Origin of the sequence: Zobellella endophytica (genome assembly GCF_003012775.1) — a bacterium.
In the GTDB taxonomy this organism is placed as follows: domain Bacteria; phylum Pseudomonadota; class Gammaproteobacteria; order Enterobacterales; family Aeromonadaceae; genus Oceanimonas; species Oceanimonas endophytica.
The window spans coordinates 426,837-445,662 of record NZ_PXYG01000002.1 but is presented as its reverse complement, the minus strand read 5'-3'; the positions used below and the strand labels follow the sequence as shown (position 1 = coordinate 445,662).

Sequence of the window (18,826 nt, the reverse complement as noted above, 5' to 3'; positions counted from 1 at the left end):
GTAAGGGTGCCCGCGTGCAAACGACGCGGACAAGGCACGGCAACAGGCCCAGCCTGCTGCCGCATCAGGTCAACACAGGGTCAGCCGATGCTGGGCGGTCGCCAGACGGAGGAGGGTTCGCGGGATCTTAACTGAAGCAGCGGATGGCCCGCCGGTTCGGTGGCAGTGGGGGGCGATGCGGTCAGGTTAACCGGGGCGAAAAGACAGGATCCGGACGAACCGCAAGGCATGTCGGTTTTGCACGGCTCGCCCGTTTTGACCTGGGTGTCGGCCTCGTTGCAGCAGGGGTGCTCCTCGGCGGACATCGCCATCGGGGACGCCGGTTGCTCATGCTCCATGGGGCAGGGAAGCATGGCGACGCGCGGGGCCGCGATGCCCTGGAAGGCAACGAATAAACTGATGAGCAAGGCCAGGAAGGTGCGTGTCATGGGGCGATTCTACACAATTGGGTCTCGAAAAAAATCTTTTTAAGAGGAGGCAGTATTGATATATGTCATGGCTCCGCGGCCTTGTATCCGGTGGCGGCCCGGCTCACACTATCTTTCCTTTGCTGGAAGACAAAAAAAACTTGACCTTACCCTTATGGTAAGGATGAAAGTAGAGATCGGATACACTACCAACGAGGATTCCATGATGCTGACCTTTACCCTGCCCGAGATGAGCTGTGGCCATTGCACCGGTGCCATCAGCCGTGCCCTGAAAGAGCTGGATCCGGCGTGCGAGCTGGAATTCGACCTGCCGGCGCACCGCCTGCGGGTGCAGAGCTCCGCCGACCGGGACGAGGTGATCGAGGCGCTGATCGACGCCGGTTACCGGCCGGCCTGAGCCGGACAAACGCCGCCGTTTGCAGCTTTTTGCACCTTGCTGGGGGAGCGCAGGCGGCTCGCCTGCTTCCCCGCGCAGCGGGAACCCCATGCGGGCGGGCCGCCCGCCCCAGGGTGGCAGGCAATATTCAAGCCATGGCGGCATCCCCTGCACCAAGCATCGTCGCTGGCCAGTTTTTAAACCAAATGATCCATGACGGAGGTTGCCATGAATATCGGTGAAGCGGCGCAACGGGCCGGGGTGTCGGCCAAGATGATCCGCCACTACGAACAGACCGGGCTGCTCAAGCCGGCGGCCCGCTCCGCCGCCGGCTACCGGCAGTACAACAGCGAGAACGTCGAGGTGCTCAGGTTTATCCGCCAGGCGCGGGTGCTGGGCTTTTCCATCCGCCAGATCGATGACCTGCTCAGGCTGTGGCAGGATCCGCTCCGCTCCAGCCGGGCGGTGAAGCAGGTGGCCCAGCAGCACCTGCTGGAGGTGGAAAACAAGATGCGGGAGCTGGCGGCGATGAAGGCCACCCTGGAGCGGATGATTGCCGCCTGTCCGGGCAACGAAGACCCGGACTGCGCCATCCTGGAGCAGCTGTCCGCGTCGGAACAACAAGCGGCGAAAAAAGACGGCCGGGAGCCTTGACCTTGCCATCATGGCAAGCTTGATAGTGAAGGCAGCTTAACAACGGAGACGGATCATGACAGCACTACCTCACGCCCGGCCCGCCGCCGATGGGCAGGATGTTTTTCATCTGAAACTGCCGATCGAAGGCATGACTTGCGCTTCCTGCGTGCGGCGGGTGGAAAAGGCCCTGCTCGGTACCCCCGGGGTGCGCTCGGCCTCGGTCAACCTGGCATCGGAAAGCGCCGAACTGGCGCTGGCGGCGGGTACCGAAGTGGGCGAGGTGATAGCGGCACTGGAAAAAAGCGGCTACCACAGCCGCACCGAGCAACTGGAACTCGCCATCATCGGCATGAGCTGCGCCTCCTGCGTGGGCCGGGTGGAGAAGGCGCTCGCCCGCCTGCCCGGGGTGCTGTCGGCCAGCGTCAACCTGGCCGCCGAACGGGCCCGCGTCGAACTGCTGGCCGGCAGCCAGGATGCAGGCGCGCTGATCGACGCCATCCGCGAGATCGGCTACGAGGCCCGTCCGCACGCCGCCGGGGGGGAAGACGACGGTGCGCGCAAGGGCCGTGAGCAGGCCGGGCTAAAGCGGGCCTTCTGGCTGTCGGCGGGACTGACCCTGCCGGTGTTCGTGCTGGAGATGGGCGCCCATTTCGTGCCCGGCATGCATCACTGGATAGCGCAGACCCTGGGCCAGACCCTCAACTGGAACCTGCAGTTCCTGCTCACCAGCCTGGTGCTGTTCGGCCCCGGCCTGCGTTTCCTGCACAAGGGCCTGCCGGCGCTGATGCGCGGCGCGCCGGACATGAACTCCCTGGTGGCGCTGGGTACCCTGTCGGCCTGGGGTTTCTCGGTGGTGGCTACCTACGCCGGCCACTGGCTGCCGGCGGGTACCCGCCACGTCTACTTCGAGGCGGCGGCGGTGATCGTCACCCTGATCCTGCTCGGCCGTTACCTGGAATCGAGGGCCAAGGGCCGCACCGGAGAGGCCATCCAGCGACTGCTGAGCCTGCAGGTCAAGACCGCCCGGGTGTGGCGCGGCGATGAGGCGGTGGAAGTGCCGCTGGCCGAGGTGCGGGCCGGCGACCGGGTGCAGGTGCGCCCGGGGGAGCGCATCCCGGTGGACGGGCGGGTGCTCGAGGGCAGCTCCTACGTGGACGAGTCCATGCTCACCGGCGAGCCGGTGCCGGTGGCCAAACAGGCGGGCGACGAAGTGGTGGGCGGTACCGTCAACAAGAACGGGGCGCTGGATTTCGAGGCCACCCGGGTGGGCGGCGACACTCTGCTGGCCCAGATAGTGCGCATGGTGGAGCAGGCCCAGGGGGCCAAGCTGCCGATCCAGGCGCTGGTGGACAGGGTCACCGCGGTGTTCGTGCCGGTGGTGATGGGCATGGCGGCGCTGACCTTCGCGCTCTGGCTGTGGCTGGGCCCGAGCCCGGCGCTGACCTTCGCCCTGGTCAACGCCGTGGCGGTGCTGATCATCGCCTGTCCCTGCGCCATGGGCCTGGCCACGCCCACCTCCATCATGGTGGGCACCGGGCGCGCCGCCGAGCTGGGGGTGCTGTTCCGCAAGGGCCAGGCGCTGCAGACCCTGCGCGAGGCGAAGGTGATCGCCCTCGACAAGACCGGCACCCTGACCCTGGGCCGGCCCGAGCTGACCGATCTGCTGGTGCAACCGGGCTTCGACGAGGCCGAGGTACTGGCGTTGGTGGCGGCGGTGGAGCAGCGCTCCGAGCACCCCATCGCCGAGGCGGTAGTGCGCGCGGCGAAGGCGCGGGGACTGAGCCTGGCCGCGGCCGCCGAGTTCGAGGCGCTGCCGGGGCTGGGGGTGAGCGCCCGCGTTTCCGGCCGGCGGGTGGAAGTGGGCGCCGATCGCCTGATGCAGCGCCTGGATCATGATCCGCAGGCGCTGGCCGGGCCGGCGGCGGAACTGGCCGGGGCGGGGAAAAGTCCGCTCTATGCGGCCATCGACGGCAAACTGGCGGCGATCATCGCCGTGGCCGACCCGGTCAAGGAGGGTTCGCACGAGGCCGTCGCCGCCCTGCACCAACTGGGGCTGAAGGTGGCGATGATCACCGGCGACAACCGCCGTACCGCCGCGGCCATCGCCCGCCAGCTGGGCATCGACGAGGTGGTGGCCGAGGTGATGCCGGACGGCAAGGTGGCGGCGCTGCAGGCGCTGCGTGAGCGCTTCGGCGCCGTGGCCTTCGTCGGCGACGGCATCAACGACGCCCCGGCGCTGGCCGAGGCGGAGGTGGGGCTGGCCATCGGCACCGGTACCGATATCGCCATCGAGGCGGCGGACGTGGTGCTGATGAGCGGCGATCTGCGCGCCGTGCCCAATGCGCTGGCGATAAGCCGGGCCACCCTGCGCAACATCCGCCAGAACCTGTTCTGGGCCTTCGCCTACAACGCCAGCCTGATCCCGCTGGCGGCCGGCGCCCTCTACCCGGCCTTCGGCCTGCTGCTGTCGCCCATGGTGGCGGCCGGCGCCATGGCCCTGTCCAGCGTCTTCGTGGTGGGCAACGCCCTGCGCCTGAAAAGGGTGAAGCTGTGAGCCGGCAGCCGCTTGCTGGCACTGCTATCAGACGGCATCGGGGCTTGAAAGAGGCAACAGGGATGGCCTCTTCTCTACGTAAAATCAGACAGCCAGGGTTGTGACTAGAAAGTCAGGCCGTGCGGCTACAGCCAGAACCCCGACAGCATAAAGGCCGGGATCAGCACCAGTAGCGGACACTTGAACACCCGCAGGGCCAGCAGGCCCAGGGCGGCGGCGGCCAGGGCCGGGGCGCCGGTCACGCTGGCGACAAACACCGGCTGGTACAGCGCCGCCAGCAGCAGCCCCACCACCGCCGCGTTGATCCCCGCCACGGCGCCGGCCAGCCGCGGGCGGGCCGCCAGCGCCTGCCAGCCGTGCTGCAGCGCCAGCACCAGCAGGAAACCGGGCAGGAAGACGCCGAAGGTGGCGACCAGGGCGCCCAGCACCGGGGTGGCGGGCAGCAGCCCGGCGCCCAGAAAGGTGGCCAGGGTGAACATGGGGCCGGGCATGGCCTGGGCCGCCGCGTAGCCGGTGAGGAAGGTTTCCTGGCTGATCCGGTCGGCCAGCAGCCCCTGCAGCAGCGGCAGCACCACGTGGCCGCCGCCGAACACCAGGCTGCCGGCCTGGTAGACGTCGGCGAAGAGGGCGGCGCTGCCGCCGAGCGACAACAGCGGCAGTACCAGCAGCAGGCCGGCGAACAGCAACAGGAAGGGCCAGTTGGGGCGGATAGTCCGGTGCTGATCCGGGGTTTCACCTGCCGCCCGCCGCAGCCAGAGGGCGCCGGCCAGGGCCGCCGCCAGCAGGGCGAGGAACTGGGCGAACAGGCCGGACAGCAGCCACAAGAGCGTGGCGGTGAGCACGGCGATGGTCAGGGTCAGCCGCTGGCGGCAGAACTGGCCGGCCATGGTCAGCACCGCATCGGCCACCACCACCAGGGCGAACAGCTTGAGGCCGTTGATGATTACCAGGGTGGCGGGCTGGCTGGCCCAGGCCTGGCCGGCCAGCGCCAGGGCGAGCATCAGCAGGAAAGAGGGCAGGGTAAAGCCGATAAAGGCGGCGACGGCGCCGCCCAGGCCGGCACGCTGGTAGCCGATGGCGAAGCCGAGCTGGCTGGAGGCGGGCCCGGGCAGGAACTGGCACAGGGCGAGGGTGGAGGCGAAGCGATCCTGCGGGATCCAGCCGAGTTGTTGCACGAAATGACGTTGAAAATAACCGATATGAGCAGCTGGGCCACCGAAGCTGACCCAGCCCAGCTTGAAGAACTGCCAGAACACCTGAAACATGCGCGCTACCCGTTTTTAGACATCTGTCGCCATGATAATGGCTAAGTGTTGAATTTCTATGATGATGTTGCACGTATTCCGACGGAATACCCTGAGTGGAGTGAGGCCGGGGACGGTTGAAAAATGTTTTGTTGTTGATATGCGTCAATAAAATCTTTCTTTAACAATGCGGGGGGGGACCCCCTTGGGTATAGTCTGCGCTTTGGTAACAAGGAGACTACCCAACCATGGCCGGACGTCCGACCACGATCAGGCGCTATTTACTGAATCGTACCCTGCTGTTCTCGGTGATCGGCTTCCTGTTGCTGCTGCTGGTTGCCAACCAGGCCTACCAGAGCAGCATCCGGGAAAATGCCCGGCAGGTGGCGGCCTCGGTGGCGGAGAACACCTTCAATTCCATGTACCTGATCATGAGCCAGGGCTGGACCCGCAACCAGCTGGAGTCCTTCCTCGGCCAACTGGCGGACGGCAACGACGGCGGCAGCTTCCATATCGGCCTGTACCGGGGCGAGCTGGTCAACGAACGTTTCGGTGATATCGATCAGCCGACACCGGATGTGGCGCTGCAACAAGTGCTGCAAAGCGGCAACATCGCCGCCTTCGACCGGGGCGAGCACCTGCGCTACCTCTATCCGCTCAACGCCAGCGAGAACTGCCTGGCCTGCCACACCAACGCCCGGGTGGGGGATACCCTGGGGGTGATCGAAGTCGGCCAGGATCTCTCGCCCCAGCTCGGGCTGGCCAACCGCAACCTGCTCTATTACCTGCTGCTGCTGTCGCCGCTGCCGCTGCTGTTCGCCTTCTGGGCGGTGCGCCGGGTCAGCCTGCATATCAACGACTCGGTGCAGCACCTGTCCCGCAGCATAGAGCAGGTGGAAACCCTGTCGGACCTGTCGCGCATGGGGGAGGATCGCCGCCAGTTCCGCTTCAAGGAGATGAACAACATCTTCGGCCAGGTGGAGCAACTGGCGGACAAGCTGCGCAACATAGCGGTGGACAAGGATCTGCTGGAATTCGAGATCCGGCTGCTGGAAAAATTCGTGATCACCTCGGAAGTGGTGCGCGACTGGCGGGAATACGTCAACGTGCTGATGCTCGACATCAACCGGGTGCTGGACATCTACACCATGTTCTCCATCTTCAAGGTGGACGACGAGCTGTTCGACCTGGAGATTTTCTGGCTGCGCCCGCCCAGCCCCCGCACCCGCGACATGATGGAACAGGCGGTACTGGCCCGGCTCAGGGCCCGGGATTCCTTCTTCAGCCACAGCGAGTTCAAGCTGCACCACAACATGGTGCAGGGAGGCGGCGAGGCCGTGATCGAGCTGGACGCCCGCGACATCGAGCTGCAGACCAAGTCGCTGCTGGTGGAAACCCCCAAGATCGGCGGTATCGTCGGCATCGGGGTGCAGGCGGACATCGTCAAGGACAAGACCAAGGTACTGGTACTGGAGAGCATCCTCTCCACCCTGCTCAACGTGGTGGGCTCGGTCAAGGCCATCTACAAGTACACCCGGGATCTGGAGTACTACGCCACCCGGGATCCGCTCACCAACCTCTACAACCAGCGCATGTTCTGGGAGCTGCTCGACTACGAGCTGGATCGCAGCCGCCGGCACGGCTACCCGGTGGCCATGCTGCTGCTGGATCTGGACAACTTCAAGTCGGTCAACGACGGCTACGGCCATGCCTGCGGCGACCGGCTGCTGACCGAGCTGTCACTGTTGCTCAAGCGGCAGCTCGGCAACGGCGACGTGCTGGCCCGCTACGGCGGTGATGAGTTTGTGATCGTGCTGCCGGAGGCGGATCTGGACAAGGCGGAAAAGGTGAGCCAGCAGGTGCTGAAGGCGCTGGACGGCTTCGTGATGGAGCACGAGGGCGGCGCGCTCAAAACCACCTGTTCCATCGGGGTGGGCATCTACCCGGATCATGCGGATCACGCCAAGGAACTGTTCATGTTCGTGGACAACCTGATGTACCGCGCCAAGGCCCAGGGCAAGAACCGGGTTAGCCTGCCGAAAGAGCAGGATGTGGCGGACATCTTCCGCGACATGAGCGAAAAAACCCAGTTGGTGAACCAGGCCATCGAGCAGCGTACCCTGCTGCCGGTGTTCCAGCCCATCCTGCCCATGGACGACGGCGAGCCGGGGGCGGTGGAGGTGTTGAGCCGGATCCGGCTGGCGGACGACAGCCTGATGAACGCCGGCGAGTTCATCGAGATCGCCGAGTCCATGGGCAAGGTGCACCTGCTCGACTACATCGTGATGGAAAAGGCCTTCGGCCAGGTGCGCGACACCGGCTACCGGGGCCTGTTGTTTATCAACCTGTCGCCCCGGGCGGTGCTGGTCGGCGACTTCCTGGCCCGGGTCAACGCCCTGGTACAGCAGTACGCCATGAGCCCGGGGCGGGTGGTGTTCGAGATCACCGAGCGGGACACGGTGAAGAGCATGACGCTGCTGGAGAAGTTCATCCGGGCCCTGAAGGATGCCGGATTTTTACTGGCGATCGACGATTTTGGCTCAGGTTTTTCCTCATTTCACTACCTGAAGCACCTGCCCATCGACTTCGTCAAGATCGAGGGCGAGTTTATCGCCAACATGGCCAACGACAGCCGGGACATGGCCTTTGTCAGCAGCATCACCCAGCTGGCGCGCCAACTGGAGGTAAAGACGGTGGCCGAATACGTGGAAACGGAAGAGGTGCTGGCGCTGGTGCGGACTACCGGCATCGACTATGCCCAGGGCTTTTATATCGGGCGGCCGAACCCGAGCCTGGCGGCGGTGATGGCGAGCCGGGGCTGAGCCGTTCTGGTTGCGCAATTGAGTCTATACTTCTGAATTGTCATTTACCCAGCGAGAGGAAGGCGATGATGATGAAGACACTGTTGGCAGCCCTTATTGCCGTCGGCCTGGCGGGGTGCAATACCTTTGCCGGCGCCGGCCAGGATATTCAGCGCGGCGGACAGGCGGTGGAAGAAGCCGCCCGGGATGTGCAAAGCGATATGTAACAAGCGGGGGCGGTGAATACCGCCCCGCGCAGCCCACCGTACCAGAGATCTCCCCCGGAAGACCCGGCCACCACTCCCGCCCCGGGCTAACCGGCCTCGATATGCTGCAGTATGCGTCTGGCCCGGGCCATGACCGGCGCATCCACCATGTTGCCCCGCACCGCCACCACGGCGCCGTTGACCCGTCGTTCGGCCTCCAGGATGCGCCTGGCCCAGGCGATTTGTGCCGTGGTCGGTGCCAGGGCGGCCCGGGCCGGCGGCACCTGCTTGGGATGGATCAGCAGCACGCCGCCGAAGCCTTGCTTCATGCTCTGGCGGGTATAATCCGCCAGCCCCTGCTGGTCGTGAATGTCGGTATAGACGGCGTCCAGCGGCGCCGCCAGGCCGTTGGCCCGGGAGTGCATCACCAACTGGCTGCGGGCGAACAGGAAGGGCGACTCGTCGTGGGGCTCGCCTTCCGGCGGCGGGTAGTCCATGCCCAGGTCCACCGCCAGATCCAGCTTGCCGAACAGCAGCCGTACCACGCCGGTGGCCGAGGCGATGTCATCCAGGCGGGCGAAGGCCTGGGCCGATTCGATAAAGGGCAGCAGGGGCTTGTCGGTGATGTTGGCGAGCTCGCTCAGGGCGCCGGGATCCTCGGCCTTGGGTACCACGATGGCGGCGATGGCCGAAGAGCGGCAAAGAATGGTGTCCTGGTTGAACCAGGGGCTGCCGGTGCCGTTGATGCGCACCAGCACCGAGGCGGCGGGGCGGCTTTCCAGCCAGCCGGCCAGGGTATTGCGGGCGCCGTCCTTCTCCGCCGCCGGCACCGCGTCTTCCAGATCGATGATGACCGCATCGGCACCCGAGGCCATCGCTTTCTCATAGCGTTCCGGCCGGTTGGCCGGCACGAACAGCAGGGTTTGCAGGGTATTAAGATCCATATAGTTGCCCCTGTACCCGGGCAGGATGGCCCGGGGGCTGTGCAAAGGTGCTTTCTATTTAGACCCAAGCTTGGCCGACTGTAAACACCCGGATGGGTGTTGTGCGATCGGCGCGGCTGTTTGACTTTCGTCTGGAACCTGTTTGAAATCTTTCGTAGCGGGTTATGAGGGGGATATAGCAAGGCCGGCTGCTACCGCGGCGAGGATCTGTGTGTCGAGTCGGTCGGGTTGGCGAGCCTATGAGTCACATCCTCTGTGTATCGAGGTCATCATGGCGGTTGATGGTGGCTGCAATGATCGACCGGCCTCTCGGCCGGTCGACTCCTCACCCGTTAATCAAGTGGACTTTCAGGTGTCGGCTGGTGCCATCACACGCTGACGTTCGTGCATTGCCTGCCGGTCCTGCCTGTCGGTAGGCACCAGCCGGATGTTGAATTCCACCTCGGTGACCGGACCGGTCACGCCATGGCGTTCGCCTTCCGCTGAATGTGCTACCGGGCGTGCTGCTACAACCAGCTCATCGCGCGTGGCAAAGGCGAAATCGTCATAGGTGTATTGATCGCCGGCCAGGTTGATTTGGGTGGTCAGGTGCTTGTGACCGGATGCTGAGATGAAAAAGTGGATGTGTGCCGGGCGCTGACCGTGACGACCCAGTTGGGTAAGCAGGGCCTGGGTCGAGCCCTGGGGCGGGCAGCCGTAGCCGGACGGGATGATGGACTGTGCCACGTAGCGCCCCTCGGCGTCGGTCTTGATGCGACGACGCAGGTTGTATTCGCTTTGCGAGGAGTCGAAGTAGGAGTAGGCGCCCTTGCTGTTGGCGTGCCATACATCGACGATGGCATTGGCCAGCGGTTGGTTGTTCTCGTCGGTGACCACCCCCTTGAGCAACATGATCTCTGCACCGGTCTCGGTACCGTCGTCCAGGCGGGCGAAGCCTTCACTCATTGGCGCGCCGGCCACGTACAACGGACCTTCGATGGTGCGCGGGGTACCGCCGGCCAGGCCGGCTTGTTCGTCTTCGGCATCCATGCGGATGTCCAGATACTTGTCCATGCCCAGACCCGGTGCCAGCAGGGCGGCTTCGCCGTTTTTACCCAACTCGTTGAGGTAGTACACGGCACTCCAGAACTCCTCCGGGGTAATGTCCAGATCTTCGATGATCTGAAAGACATCGTGCACCACACGGTGGATGATGGTCTTGACTCTGTCGCGACCACCGGACCGATCGAACCCTGCTACTTTTTCCAGCAGCTCGATGACTTCTTGAGTTTCCATGATTTTGACTGACATTGCTCTAGCTCCTTGCGTGTTTGTGACTTGTTTGGTCGTGGAATAGGACCGATGGTTTAGCGGTCATCCTCGTGAATGGACGAGGGATGCCGGCACAAGGGGGCAACACCGATGTCCATATAAGGGAACAGGGGCAGCCCGCTTATCAGCTCCTGCAGTTCGGCGTTATCGGCCACATCGAAGATGCTGACGTTGGCGTAGCTGCCGGCTATCCGCCACAGGTGGCGCCACTTGCCCCGGGCCTGCAGCGCCTGAGCGTAGGCCTTCTCCCGCGCCTTGATGTCGGCAATAACGTCGGCCGGCATGTCATGGGGGATAGTTACCTTCATCTCGACTTTAAACAGCATGATTCCTTCTCCGTCTGGACATCTTTGCGTCGGTGTTTATTTCCGGCGGTACTCATTTTTTTCTGCTGTAGTAGGCCAGCTTGTCTTCATCTATCTCCATGCCCAGGCCGGGGCCGGCGGGCAGTTCGACGCCGTTGTCATGAAAGTTCAATCGCCTGACCACGATGTCGTCCTTCATCAGCAGCGGGCCGAACATCTCGGTGCCCCAATGAATTTTTTCGAGCGTGGACCAGGCATGCAGCGCGGCAACGGAGCCGATGGTGCCTTCCAGCAGGGTGCCGCCATAGAGGCCGACCCCCGCCGCTCTGGCCACGGTCGCCACTTCCAGCGCCTGGAGCGGTCCTCCCGCCTTGGCGATCTTCAGGGCCACCGCGCCGGCAAAACCGGCGGAGGCCAGGCTGAACATGTCGGAGGAATCGGCCACGGCTTCGTCGGCCAGAATGGGAAGGTGGAACTTTTCCGACAGGCGCACCAGCGCCGCCAGATCCGTCATCGGGGTCGGCTGCTCGACCAGGTCGATGCCGGCCGCCTGCAGCTCGGCCATGCCTTTGGCGGCGCTCGCTTCATCCCAGGCCTGGTTGACGTCGACCCGTACGCTGGCGCTGTCGCCCACGGCGGCCTTGATGGCCGCCACATGGCGCACGTCGTCCATCAGCGCGCGGGCACCGATCTTCAGTTTAAAATCGCAGTGGCGCCTGGCCGCGATCAGGCCCAGGGCTTCATCGATATCTTTTGCGGTATCGCCGCTGGCCAGGGTCCAGAGTACGGGAATATGCCGCTGTACGGCGCCGCCCAACAGGTCGGAAACCGGGCGGTTCAGGCGCTTGCCCTGCATATCCAGCAAGGCGGTCTCGATGGCGGACTTGGCCAGGTTGTTGCCTCGGGTGTGGCGATTCAGCCTGACCCTCAGGGAGTTGATGTTGTCTGTCGGCTGGCCGAGCAGAAGGGGAGCCAGATAGGTATCTATGGTCAGCTTGACGCTTTCGGGGCTTTCCGGGCCGTAGGCCAGGCCGCCGATGGTGGTGGCCTCACCCAGCCCTTCGAGACCGGCAGAGTCTTTCATCCGTACGATAACCATGGTCTGGACGCCCATGGTGGTCATGGACAGCTGGTGCGGGCGTATGGTCGGGATGTCGACCAGGATGGCCTCAACAGACTGAATAGTTGCCGACATGTCGTCTCTCCTGTTCGCTTTTTAATTTATTCATGGCCAGTTTTCCTTATATACGCTTGAACAGGGCGGAACGGGGCTGCTCCTGGGCGCCGTCGGCGGCGGTGAAGAAGCGTTCCATATGGATGTCCCGCTCGAACAGCCGGCTTTGCATCAGGGTGGTGATGGCGGCGTCGATCATCGGCGGCGGCCCGCACAGGTAGGCCTTGTTGCCGCCGCAGCGCTGCTCGAAATAGTCGGCGACCGCTTCATGCACGAAGCCGGTGAAGCCCTGCCAGTCGTCCTCCGGCAGCGGGGCGTTGAGCGCCGGTATGTAGTGGAAGTGGTCGTGCTCGGCGGCCAGCCGCTCGAACAGTTCCCGGTTGTAAAGCTCGGCGACGTTGCGCGCGCCCTGGAACAGGTAGAGGGGGCGCTGGTCGCCCTCGGCCAGCAGATCCAGGATCATCGACTGGGGGCTGGACAGGCCGGAGCCGCCGGCGATAAAGATGGCGCCCCCCTCGTCGGACTTGCGCACGAAGAACTGGCCATAGGGGCCGGATAGGCTCAGCCGGTCGCCCACCTTGAGCTCCTCGTGCAGCCAGCTGGTGGCGGCGCCGCCCTCGACCTTGCGCACATGCAGTTCTATCTCCCGCCTGGCGGCGGGCGGGTTGGCCAGGGAGAAGGCGCGGCTGCCGGTTACCCCGGGCACCTGCAGGTTGATGTACTGGCCGGCCTGGAAAGTCATGTCCCGATCCAGCTCGATGCGGATGCCGCGGATGGTGGGGGAGAGGGCGGTGATCCCGGTGACGGTGCCCTGGTAGTCCTCCACCGGATGGCCGGCGAAGTCGGGATCCACGTCGATGTCGGCCTCGATCACCAGATCGGACTCGGGCTTGCAGCAGCAGGCCAGCACCTTGCCTTCTTCCCGCTCCACGTCCATCAGGGCGAAGGGCGAGGCCTCGCCCACGTCGGCGAAACCGTCGACCACCTGCACCTTGCAGGTGCCGCAGGTGCCGTGGCCGCAGGCGAAGGGCAGCCACACCCCCTGACGCAGGGCGGCATCCAGTATGGTTTGTCCTTCTTCCACCTCGATCACATCGCCGGTGGGCTCTATGGTGACTTCGTAGCTCATAAGTCCTCCTTAAACACCTGTGCCCTTGTAGCCGTTCAGCCCCGGGGTCCTGAACCGCAGCAGCGATTTGTGATCGAAGCCCAGCTGCTCCAGGGTCTGCTCCCGGGAGGGATGCAGCGGCTCGCCGTTGAGCCGCCACTGCACCCGGCTCCAGTCGATCTGTTCGAAATCCGGATGCTGGCCGAAGCCTTCCGGCATCACCTTGTCCAGCAGATCGCCGAAGCTCATGGCCGGGGGCAGGGGAAAGGTCTTGGCCGAGCAGAACAGCAGGTGCTCATCCCAGCCGATGTACACCAGGATATTGCCGCCGAAGTTGGCCCGGGCGTCCCTGACTTCACCCTTGTAATCTTGCTTGAGTGCGATAACCGCCATGATAACTGTCTCCTTGTTGGGGGGCCGTGGCCCCCGGTTGCCGGGCCCGGGTCAGGCCACGCCTTTCCACTGTTTCCAACGACGCTCGTCGGGCGAGTCCTTGATGTCCATGTTGTCGGCGCCGACATTCATGCGGTAGTACTCGCTCAGCACCTCTTCCAGGCCCGGACCGCCGCAGTTGCCCTGCAGTATCTGGTGCACCGGCAGCCAGGACTGCACGAACTTTTCGGGCTCGTCGCAGAAGATGTCGTGGCAGCCGTCGGAGCACATGTGGTAGCGCTCGCCTTCGTGCATGGCGGAGCGGTAGCTGATCTGGCCCGGATCGCTGTCCATCTCGGTAAAGGTCATGGGCACCTGGCACACCTGGCACAGTTGCGGCAGGCCGTTGCTGTAGAAGCGCTTGCCCTCGGCCTCCATCTGTTTGGCCAGCTCCCAGCGGGGGCGGTAGTACTTGTCGAAGGTGTCCGGGTACTTCTCGCTCAGCCAGTCCAGCTCCTCGTCGGTGGGGATCCAGGTATGGAAACCGGCGGCGTGGCCGAAGTTGTAGAAGATCCACCAGGCCTGGTGGGAGATGTGCTCTTTCTCCTTCTCGATCACTTCGCTGTACTTGGGCATGCGGATGCCGTAGCGGGCCAGATCCTTGAACAGGGCGCCGCCGGCTTCCTCGAAGTAGACCTCCCAGGCCTCCTTCCAGGACATCACCTTGTTGGGCAGCATGTAGTCCATCATCATGGCCACGATGGACAGCAAGCGGGTGCCGCGCCAGAACCATTTGTCGATCCACTTCTGCACTATGGGCAGGTTGTCTTCGTGCTGCTCCAGCAGGAACTTGATGATCTCCAGCCCCAGGGTCATGTGGCGGGCTTCGTCGGACTGGGCGCTGAAGCCGAAGGTGACGGTGGCCATGTCGCCGTTATGGGCGGCGCCGGACATAAAGGGCACGAACAGCAGGTTGGTCAGCACATATTCGAACGAGAAGCTGATCGCCAGCAGGAACTCGAATGGGCCGGCGGAGCGGGCGTCCTCGAAGAAGGACTTGGGCACCGACAGGTACCACACCCGGTCGTGCATGTGGGTCCAGTCCTGGAAGCCGTCGAAGAACTTGTTGTAGTGGCTCATGGCGTGGATCTGGGTCTGCACATGGCGCAGTTCGTCGATGGACTGCATCTGACAGGCGATGCGCGCGCCGATGCCGCCGAACTGGCGCCCCACGTGGGCGTAGCCCTGGTACGCCTGGTATTCCAGCGGGCTGACCCCGGTCAGGAAGATCTTGATGGCGTTGACGTAGCGCGGATCCGAGATGTTGAGCTGGCCATTGTTCTGGGCGAAGGCGTCGAAGATGGCGTACAGCTTCTTCTCCTTCTCGGCCTGGTATTTCCAGTAGGCGTCCATGGTCAGGCGGAAGGGGTCTTCCCACTTCGACCAGTCGGTGATCTTGATGCCTTCGAACTCCTCGAAGGGAAAGGCTTCCTTACGGTCCTGGTAGGAAAACTCCCAGTCCAGATCCCGGGTCAGCAGACGGTACTTGTCCTTGATGTTCAGTTTTTTTGCAGCCATGAGTCGTTCCTCCCTTAACTGTTCCAGCTCAGCGTGAGCTGCTCGTCGTCTTCATCCACATTGCCGCCCAGGGTGATCAGGTTGAGGTGCAGCTCCTGCACGTCCCAGTCCCGGCCCAGCTTGTCCTCGACGGTGGCCCGCTTGATCACCAGCCGATCCTCGTTTTCGATGCGGATCATCGCCGGCTGATGGTTGATGGTGGCCTCGGGGTTGTCTTCCTCTATGGCCTCGACGATGTAGCGGGACATATCGTTGTCCTGCAGGGCGAGATAAACCTTTGACATGGTCTTGCTTCCTTTACTGGTTAAGGCCGGCTTTGGCGATGCGTTTGTCGAGTTCGGCGAGGGCGGCATCCAGGGCGCCTTCGCCCAGCATGTCACCGGCCAGGGGGGCCAGGGCTTCGGCGGCCTTGCTCCGCCAGTGATGGGCCCATTGCTGCAGCTGCTGGCGGTTGTGCTCGCTTTCGCCGGCGGCGACCTTGAACACGCTGTCGCTCCAGCGGCCCAGATCCTTGTGGCAGTCCTGCATGAATTCGGTGAGCAGGCCCAGGTCGCGGCCGCCGTTGGCCACCAGCCAGGCGTCGAGCCGGCGGTAGAACAGTTCGTTGAGCAGGGTGTCCAGCACCAGGGCCTGGGCCACGAACAGCTCGAACCAGTCCTTGGTGACCAGGGTTTCCTCGCACAGGGCGCGTACCCCCTGCCAGGCCGGATCCTTCATCCAGTGCTCCTTGGCCCGGGCCAGGGCCAGGGCATCGCCGCTGTTGTCGTCCAGCAGCAGGCCGATGCGGGACAGGTACTGGGCCATGCCTAAGCGATCCATGCCGGCGAACAGCTGGGCCTGGGTGATGGCGGTGCCGTAGCCGTAGTCGGCGCCGTACATGTGGTTGAGGTTGGCGGCCTGCTCCACATGGCGCAGGGGCAGCAGGAAGCGGGTGATGGCGGCCTTCAGCTCGTCGCCCAGGTTGGCGGCCAGCTCGCGTTTTTCGAAGAAGGCGTAGTTGTTCTCGGCCCCTTCCTGCATGCGGGCCCGTTGCTGCACATAGGCGCCGTAATAGAACTGGCGCGGATCCCGGAAGCCGTACCAGTCGGCCATTTCGATGGCGGTGCGGCTTTTGTCGTTGAGCTCCTTCTCCGGCTGCCACAGGGGACGGTAGTGGAAGTTGGCCTCGGCCTGCACATCGTAGGTGGCTTCCTGATAGCGGGTCGCCGGCTTGTCGCCGAAACGGCGGCTGATATTGGCGAAGGTCTGGCGTATCGGCTCCACCGATGCGGTTTTGATTTCCAGTGTCATCTGCTTGCTCCTTGCTGGGGATTGGTTACTGGGCCTGGTCGCGGTTGCGGCTCATCAGGGTTTCTTCGCCGTAGCGCCACTTGTCCAGCTCGGCGTCGATGGCCTCGGTCTGCTCCCGGGTCATGGTCACCACCCGGTTGACGGCGCAGAAGGTGTCGAAGGCGTCCCGCGGCAGCACCAGTTCGACGAACAGGCCGGGATCGTCGATGGCGAAGTCGAACTCGACAAAGCGGGCGTCCGGGGCACTGCGTACACGGATGTACTTGGTCAGCCTGCCGCTTCCGTCCTGGCTCTGTGCTGACGGTAATGGGGTCGTCATCCTTACACCTCCTGTCTGTCTCTTGGCCTTGGGCAACCTTTTGTTAACCCATGCCCCAATAGAGCAACGCTTGTGCCAAACCGTGAGGTACGCAGGGTTATTTATTTATGTTTTTGATTATTATGATTTTATTTTTATTTCCGGTGTTGTTGGAGCGACATGGGAAACGGGGGTAAGGAGCGCTGAATTAATCATTTGATTAACTTTGTTGCTTTGGTGTTAGTTATTTAATCAATTGATAACCTGGGGTCGGCCCCATACACTAGCCGGCAACAGACAGTGCCGGCCACCGCCCCGGACGGGGGACTGATCGCAGCCATGGACAGGGAGCAAAGTGCCCGATGAGAGATCTTGAAAGCCTGAAGATCCCCGAAGCCGGAGACCTGATCGCCGGTATCCGCTTCGATGGGGAGCAGGGAAAAATCTGGTTCAACGAACAGCGCATGCTGTTGATCCACGCCACCGTGATGGGGTTGTTGCGAAAGGAGTTGATTGAGACCCTTGGGGTGCAGCGGGCCAAGCGCTTCCTGATGCGCTTCGGCTATCACTCCGGCATGAAGGACGCCGAAATCGCCCGTAAGGTACGTCCTCATATCGCCCGGGAAGAGTGCTTTATGGCCGGGCCCCAGATGCACGGCATCCGGGGCATGGTCAAGGTGGTGCCCACCCGGCTGGAGCTGGACATGGACTCGGGCCACTTTCTCGGCGAGTTCGACTGGTTCAACTCCTACGAGGCGGACGTGCACCAGAACGAGTTCGGCCACGCCGATGAGCCCATCTGCTGGACCCTGCTCGGTTACGCCAGCGGCTACACCAGCTATTTCATGGGACGGACCATCATCTACAAGGAAGTGCGTTGCGTGGCCATGGGCGACGCGCACTGCAGCATCGTCGGCAAGCCGGCCCAGGAATGGGAAGACCAGGCGGAAATCGAGAAATTCATGCTGCCGGACCCGGTGGCGGAAGAGCTGTTCGCGCTCAGGAGCGAGCTGGTCAAGCTGCGCGACAGCGTGGGCGACGAGTCCGAAGACGACTACCGGGTATTCAACTCCATCGGCCAGTCGGCCGCCTTCCGCCAGGTGTGCAAACTGATCCAGCGGGCCTCCCACAGCCGGGTGACGGTGTTGCTGCTGGGGGAAACCGGGGTCGGCAAGGAGGTGTTCGCCCGCGGCCTGCATGTGGCCAGCGACCGGGCCGACCAGCCCTTCGTGGCGGTGAATTGCGCCTGCATACCGCCGGACTTGATAGAGGCGGAGCTGTTCGGGGTGGAAAAGGGCGCCTATACCGGCGCCACCCAGAGCCGGGAAGGCAAGTTCGAGCGGGCCGACGGCGGCACCATCTTCCTGGACGAGGTGGTGGAGCTGTCGTCCCGGGCCCAGGCCAGCCTGCTGCGGGTGCTGCAGGAAGGCGAGCTGGAGCGGGTGGGGGACGTGCGTACCCGCCGTATCGATGTGCGGGTGGTCACCGCCACCAACGAAGATCTGCAGCAGGCGGTGCGGGAGGGGCGCTTTCGGGCGGATTTGTTCTATCGGCTGAATATCTTTCCGGTGCATATTCCGCCGCTGCGGGAGCGCAAGGAAGACATACCGCTGCTGGTGCAGCATTTCCTCAATCGCTACCAGGCCATGTACAACAAGCGCATCCTGGGGGTGACCGACAAGGCGCGGGAAGCCCTGCTGGCGTATGAGTGGCCGGGCAATATCCGCGAGCTGGAAAACCTGATAGAGCGCGGCATCATCCTCACCGACAACAACAACGAGATAGAAGTATGCAGCTTCTTTCCCGCTTTCAAAGACAACGGTTCGGCGGTGGGCCGGGTACGCCTGGACGGCTCCCTGCGGGAGACGGCCGCCGAGGCGGACGATGAGCCGGATGACTGGTGTACCCGATTGCTGACCGAGGACTTCAGCCTGGAAAACCTGGAGCAGAGCCTGATCCGCCACGCCCTCAATACCGCCGAGGGCAATGTGTCCAGGGCGGCCCGCATCCTGGGCCTGACCCGGCCGGCGCTGGCCTACCGCATGAAGAAACTGGAGTAGGAGTAAGGAGAGCCGGCGCGGGCGGGCTCCCGCGGCTTAGAACCTGCTCAAAGTCTGCTGCGTGTCGGCCCTGCTGCGTTAAAAACAGGCTCGGAATGCTCATTTACAGCTCGTAAACTCCGCTTCCTCGCCTGTTTTTGC

At 63.7% G+C, this 18,826-nt stretch carries 18 protein-coding genes; 6 read left to right on the top strand and 12 right to left on the bottom strand.

Annotated elements, in window-relative coordinates:
* Nucleotides 1-80 precede the first annotated feature (80 nt).
* Nucleotides 81-428, bottom strand: coding sequence for a hypothetical protein (locus C7H85_RS07300; protein ID WP_106729051.1), 348 nt, complete (start codon nt 426-428; stop codon nt 81-83).
* 202 nt (nt 429-630) lie between these two features.
* On the opposite strand from C7H85_RS07300, the gene C7H85_RS07295 reads away from it, so the two are divergent.
* The 3 genes from C7H85_RS07295 to C7H85_RS07285 all read left to right on the top strand — a co-directional run bounded on the left by C7H85_RS07295 (nt 631) and on the right by C7H85_RS07285 (nt 3,994).
* The gene (locus C7H85_RS07295) at nt 631-825 is read left to right on the top strand and encodes a heavy-metal-associated domain-containing protein (RefSeq protein WP_245879594.1); all 195 of its coding nucleotides are present in this window, start codon (nt 631-633) and stop codon (nt 823-825) included.
* Nucleotides 826-1,032: 207 nt separating this feature from the next.
* The gene (cueR, locus tag C7H85_RS07290) at nt 1,033-1,458 is read left to right on the top strand and encodes a Cu(I)-responsive transcriptional regulator (RefSeq protein WP_106729050.1); all 426 of its coding nucleotides are present in this window, start codon (nt 1,033-1,035) and stop codon (nt 1,456-1,458) included.
* 55 nt (nt 1,459-1,513) lie between these two features.
* Complete coding sequence (locus C7H85_RS07285; protein WP_106729049.1) at nt 1,514-3,994, top strand: heavy metal translocating P-type ATPase; 2,481 nt, start codon at nt 1,514-1,516, stop codon at nt 3,992-3,994.
* A 125-nt stretch (nt 3,995-4,119) separates the two neighbouring features.
* Here the strand turns inward: C7H85_RS07285 and chrA are convergent, their stop codons facing one another.
* Entirely contained in the window at nt 4,120-5,259 is a 1,140-nt protein-coding gene (gene chrA, locus C7H85_RS07280) for a chromate efflux transporter (protein ID WP_106729048.1), read from the bottom strand.
* Between the two features lie 227 nt (nt 5,260-5,486).
* On the opposite strand from chrA, the gene C7H85_RS07275 reads away from it, so the two are divergent.
* Both C7H85_RS07275 and C7H85_RS07270 read left to right on the top strand, forming a co-directional pair.
* Nucleotides 5,487-8,060, top strand: coding sequence for a putative bifunctional diguanylate cyclase/phosphodiesterase (locus C7H85_RS07275; RefSeq protein ID WP_106729047.1), 2,574 nt, complete (start codon nt 5,487-5,489; stop codon nt 8,058-8,060).
* A 71-nt stretch (nt 8,061-8,131) separates the two neighbouring features.
* A complete protein-coding gene (locus tag C7H85_RS07270) occupies nt 8,132-8,266 on the top strand; it encodes an entericidin A/B family lipoprotein (protein WP_342749332.1) in 135 nt (44 codons plus the stop codon).
* A gap of 86 nt (nt 8,267-8,352) precedes the next feature.
* On the opposite strand, the gene C7H85_RS07265 is transcribed toward C7H85_RS07270, so the two are convergent.
* The 10 genes from C7H85_RS07265 to C7H85_RS07220 all read right to left on the bottom strand — a co-directional run bounded on the left by C7H85_RS07265 (nt 8,353) and on the right by C7H85_RS07220 (nt 16,646).
* On the bottom strand, nt 8,353-9,189 hold the full coding sequence (locus tag C7H85_RS07265) for an HpcH/HpaI aldolase/citrate lyase family protein (RefSeq protein ID WP_106729391.1): 837 nt from the start codon (nt 9,187-9,189) through the stop codon (nt 8,353-8,355).
* A gap of 348 nt (nt 9,190-9,537) precedes the next feature.
* On the bottom strand, nt 9,538-10,479 hold the full coding sequence (gene catA, locus C7H85_RS07260) for a catechol 1,2-dioxygenase (RefSeq protein WP_106729045.1): 942 nt from the start codon (nt 10,477-10,479) through the stop codon (nt 9,538-9,540).
* 56 nt (nt 10,480-10,535) lie between these two features.
* Nucleotides 10,536-10,826: a muconolactone Delta-isomerase gene (catC, locus tag C7H85_RS07255; protein WP_106729044.1), complete on the bottom strand. Its 291-nt coding sequence runs from the start codon at nt 10,824-10,826 to the stop codon at nt 10,536-10,538.
* 52 nt (nt 10,827-10,878) lie between these two features.
* Entirely contained in the window at nt 10,879-12,000 is a 1,122-nt protein-coding gene (locus tag C7H85_RS07250) for a muconate/chloromuconate family cycloisomerase (RefSeq protein WP_106729043.1), read from the bottom strand.
* 46 nt (nt 12,001-12,046) lie between these two features.
* On the bottom strand, nt 12,047-13,108 hold the full coding sequence (locus C7H85_RS07245; RefSeq protein ID WP_106729042.1) for an NADH:ubiquinone reductase (Na(+)-transporting) subunit F: 1,062 nt from the start codon (nt 13,106-13,108) through the stop codon (nt 12,047-12,049).
* 9 nt (nt 13,109-13,117) lie between these two features.
* Entirely contained in the window at nt 13,118-13,480 is a 363-nt protein-coding gene (locus C7H85_RS07240; RefSeq protein ID WP_106729041.1) for a phenol hydroxylase subunit P4, read from the bottom strand.
* A gap of 51 nt (nt 13,481-13,531) precedes the next feature.
* On the bottom strand, nt 13,532-15,037 hold the full coding sequence (locus tag C7H85_RS07235) for an aromatic/alkene/methane monooxygenase hydroxylase/oxygenase subunit alpha (protein ID WP_106729040.1): 1,506 nt from the start codon (nt 15,035-15,037) through the stop codon (nt 13,532-13,534).
* A gap of 14 nt (nt 15,038-15,051) precedes the next feature.
* The gene (locus tag C7H85_RS07230) at nt 15,052-15,321 is read right to left on the bottom strand and encodes an MmoB/DmpM family protein (protein ID WP_106729039.1); all 270 of its coding nucleotides are present in this window, start codon (nt 15,319-15,321) and stop codon (nt 15,052-15,054) included.
* Nucleotides 15,322-15,334: 13 nt separating this feature from the next.
* Nucleotides 15,335-16,327 carry an aromatic/alkene monooxygenase hydroxylase subunit beta gene (locus C7H85_RS07225; RefSeq protein ID WP_106729038.1) on the bottom strand — a complete coding sequence of 331 codons (993 nt, stop codon included), beginning with the start codon at nt 16,325-16,327 and terminating at the stop codon, nt 15,335-15,337.
* A 25-nt stretch (nt 16,328-16,352) separates the two neighbouring features.
* Nucleotides 16,353-16,646 carry a phenol hydroxylase subunit gene (locus C7H85_RS07220; protein WP_106729037.1) on the bottom strand — a complete coding sequence of 98 codons (294 nt, stop codon included), beginning with the start codon at nt 16,644-16,646 and terminating at the stop codon, nt 16,353-16,355.
* Between the two features lie 341 nt (nt 16,647-16,987).
* Here C7H85_RS07220 and C7H85_RS07215 point away from each other — a divergent pair, with 341 nt between their 5' ends.
* Nucleotides 16,988-18,685: a sigma-54-dependent Fis family transcriptional regulator gene (locus C7H85_RS07215; RefSeq protein WP_106729036.1), complete on the top strand. Its 1,698-nt coding sequence runs from the start codon at nt 16,988-16,990 to the stop codon at nt 18,683-18,685.
* Nucleotides 18,686-18,826 lie beyond the last annotated feature (141 nt).

Excerpts from the sequence above, each read along its gene's own strand:
- C7H85_RS07295 (WP_245879594.1), top strand. The coding sequence starts at position 631 with ATGATGCTGACCTTTACCCTGCCCGAGATGAGCTGTGGCCATTGCACC.
- C7H85_RS07220 (WP_106729037.1), bottom strand. The coding sequence starts at position 16,646 with ATGACGACCCCATTACCGTCAGCACAGAGCCAGGACGGAAGCGGCAGG.
- C7H85_RS07250 (WP_106729043.1), bottom strand. The coding sequence starts at position 12,000 with ATGTCGGCAACTATTCAGTCTGTTGAGGCCATCCTGGTCGACATCCCG.
- C7H85_RS07265 (WP_106729391.1), bottom strand. The coding sequence starts at position 9,189 with ATGGATCTTAATACCCTGCAAACCCTGCTGTTCGTGCCGGCCAACCGG.
- C7H85_RS07240 (WP_106729041.1), bottom strand. The coding sequence starts at position 13,480 with ATGGCGGTTATCGCACTCAAGCAAGATTACAAGGGTGAAGTCAGGGAC.
- C7H85_RS07275 (WP_106729047.1), top strand. The coding sequence starts at position 5,487 with ATGGCCGGACGTCCGACCACGATCAGGCGCTATTTACTGAATCGTACC.
- C7H85_RS07225 (WP_106729038.1), bottom strand. The coding sequence starts at position 16,327 with ATGACACTGGAAATCAAAACCGCATCGGTGGAGCCGATACGCCAGACC.
- C7H85_RS07285 (WP_106729049.1), top strand. The coding sequence starts at position 1,514 with ATGACAGCACTACCTCACGCCCGGCCCGCCGCCGATGGGCAGGATGTT.
- C7H85_RS07230 (WP_106729039.1), bottom strand. The coding sequence starts at position 15,321 with ATGTCAAAGGTTTATCTCGCCCTGCAGGACAACGATATGTCCCGCTAC.
- cueR (WP_106729050.1), top strand. The coding sequence starts at position 1,033 with ATGAATATCGGTGAAGCGGCGCAACGGGCCGGGGTGTCGGCCAAGATG.
- catC (WP_106729044.1), bottom strand. The coding sequence starts at position 10,826 with ATGCTGTTTAAAGTCGAGATGAAGGTAACTATCCCCCATGACATGCCG.
- C7H85_RS07215 (WP_106729036.1), top strand. The coding sequence starts at position 16,988 with ATGAGAGATCTTGAAAGCCTGAAGATCCCCGAAGCCGGAGACCTGATC.
- chrA (WP_106729048.1), bottom strand. The coding sequence starts at position 5,259 with ATGTTTCAGGTGTTCTGGCAGTTCTTCAAGCTGGGCTGGGTCAGCTTC.
- catA (WP_106729045.1), bottom strand. The coding sequence starts at position 10,479 with ATGTCAGTCAAAATCATGGAAACTCAAGAAGTCATCGAGCTGCTGGAA.
- C7H85_RS07300 (WP_106729051.1), bottom strand. The coding sequence starts at position 428 with ATGACACGCACCTTCCTGGCCTTGCTCATCAGTTTATTCGTTGCCTTC.
- C7H85_RS07235 (WP_106729040.1), bottom strand. The coding sequence starts at position 15,037 with ATGGCTGCAAAAAAACTGAACATCAAGGACAAGTACCGTCTGCTGACC.
- C7H85_RS07270 (WP_342749332.1), top strand. The coding sequence starts at position 8,132 with ATGAAGACACTGTTGGCAGCCCTTATTGCCGTCGGCCTGGCGGGGTGC.
- C7H85_RS07245 (WP_106729042.1), bottom strand. The coding sequence starts at position 13,108 with ATGAGCTACGAAGTCACCATAGAGCCCACCGGCGATGTGATCGAGGTG.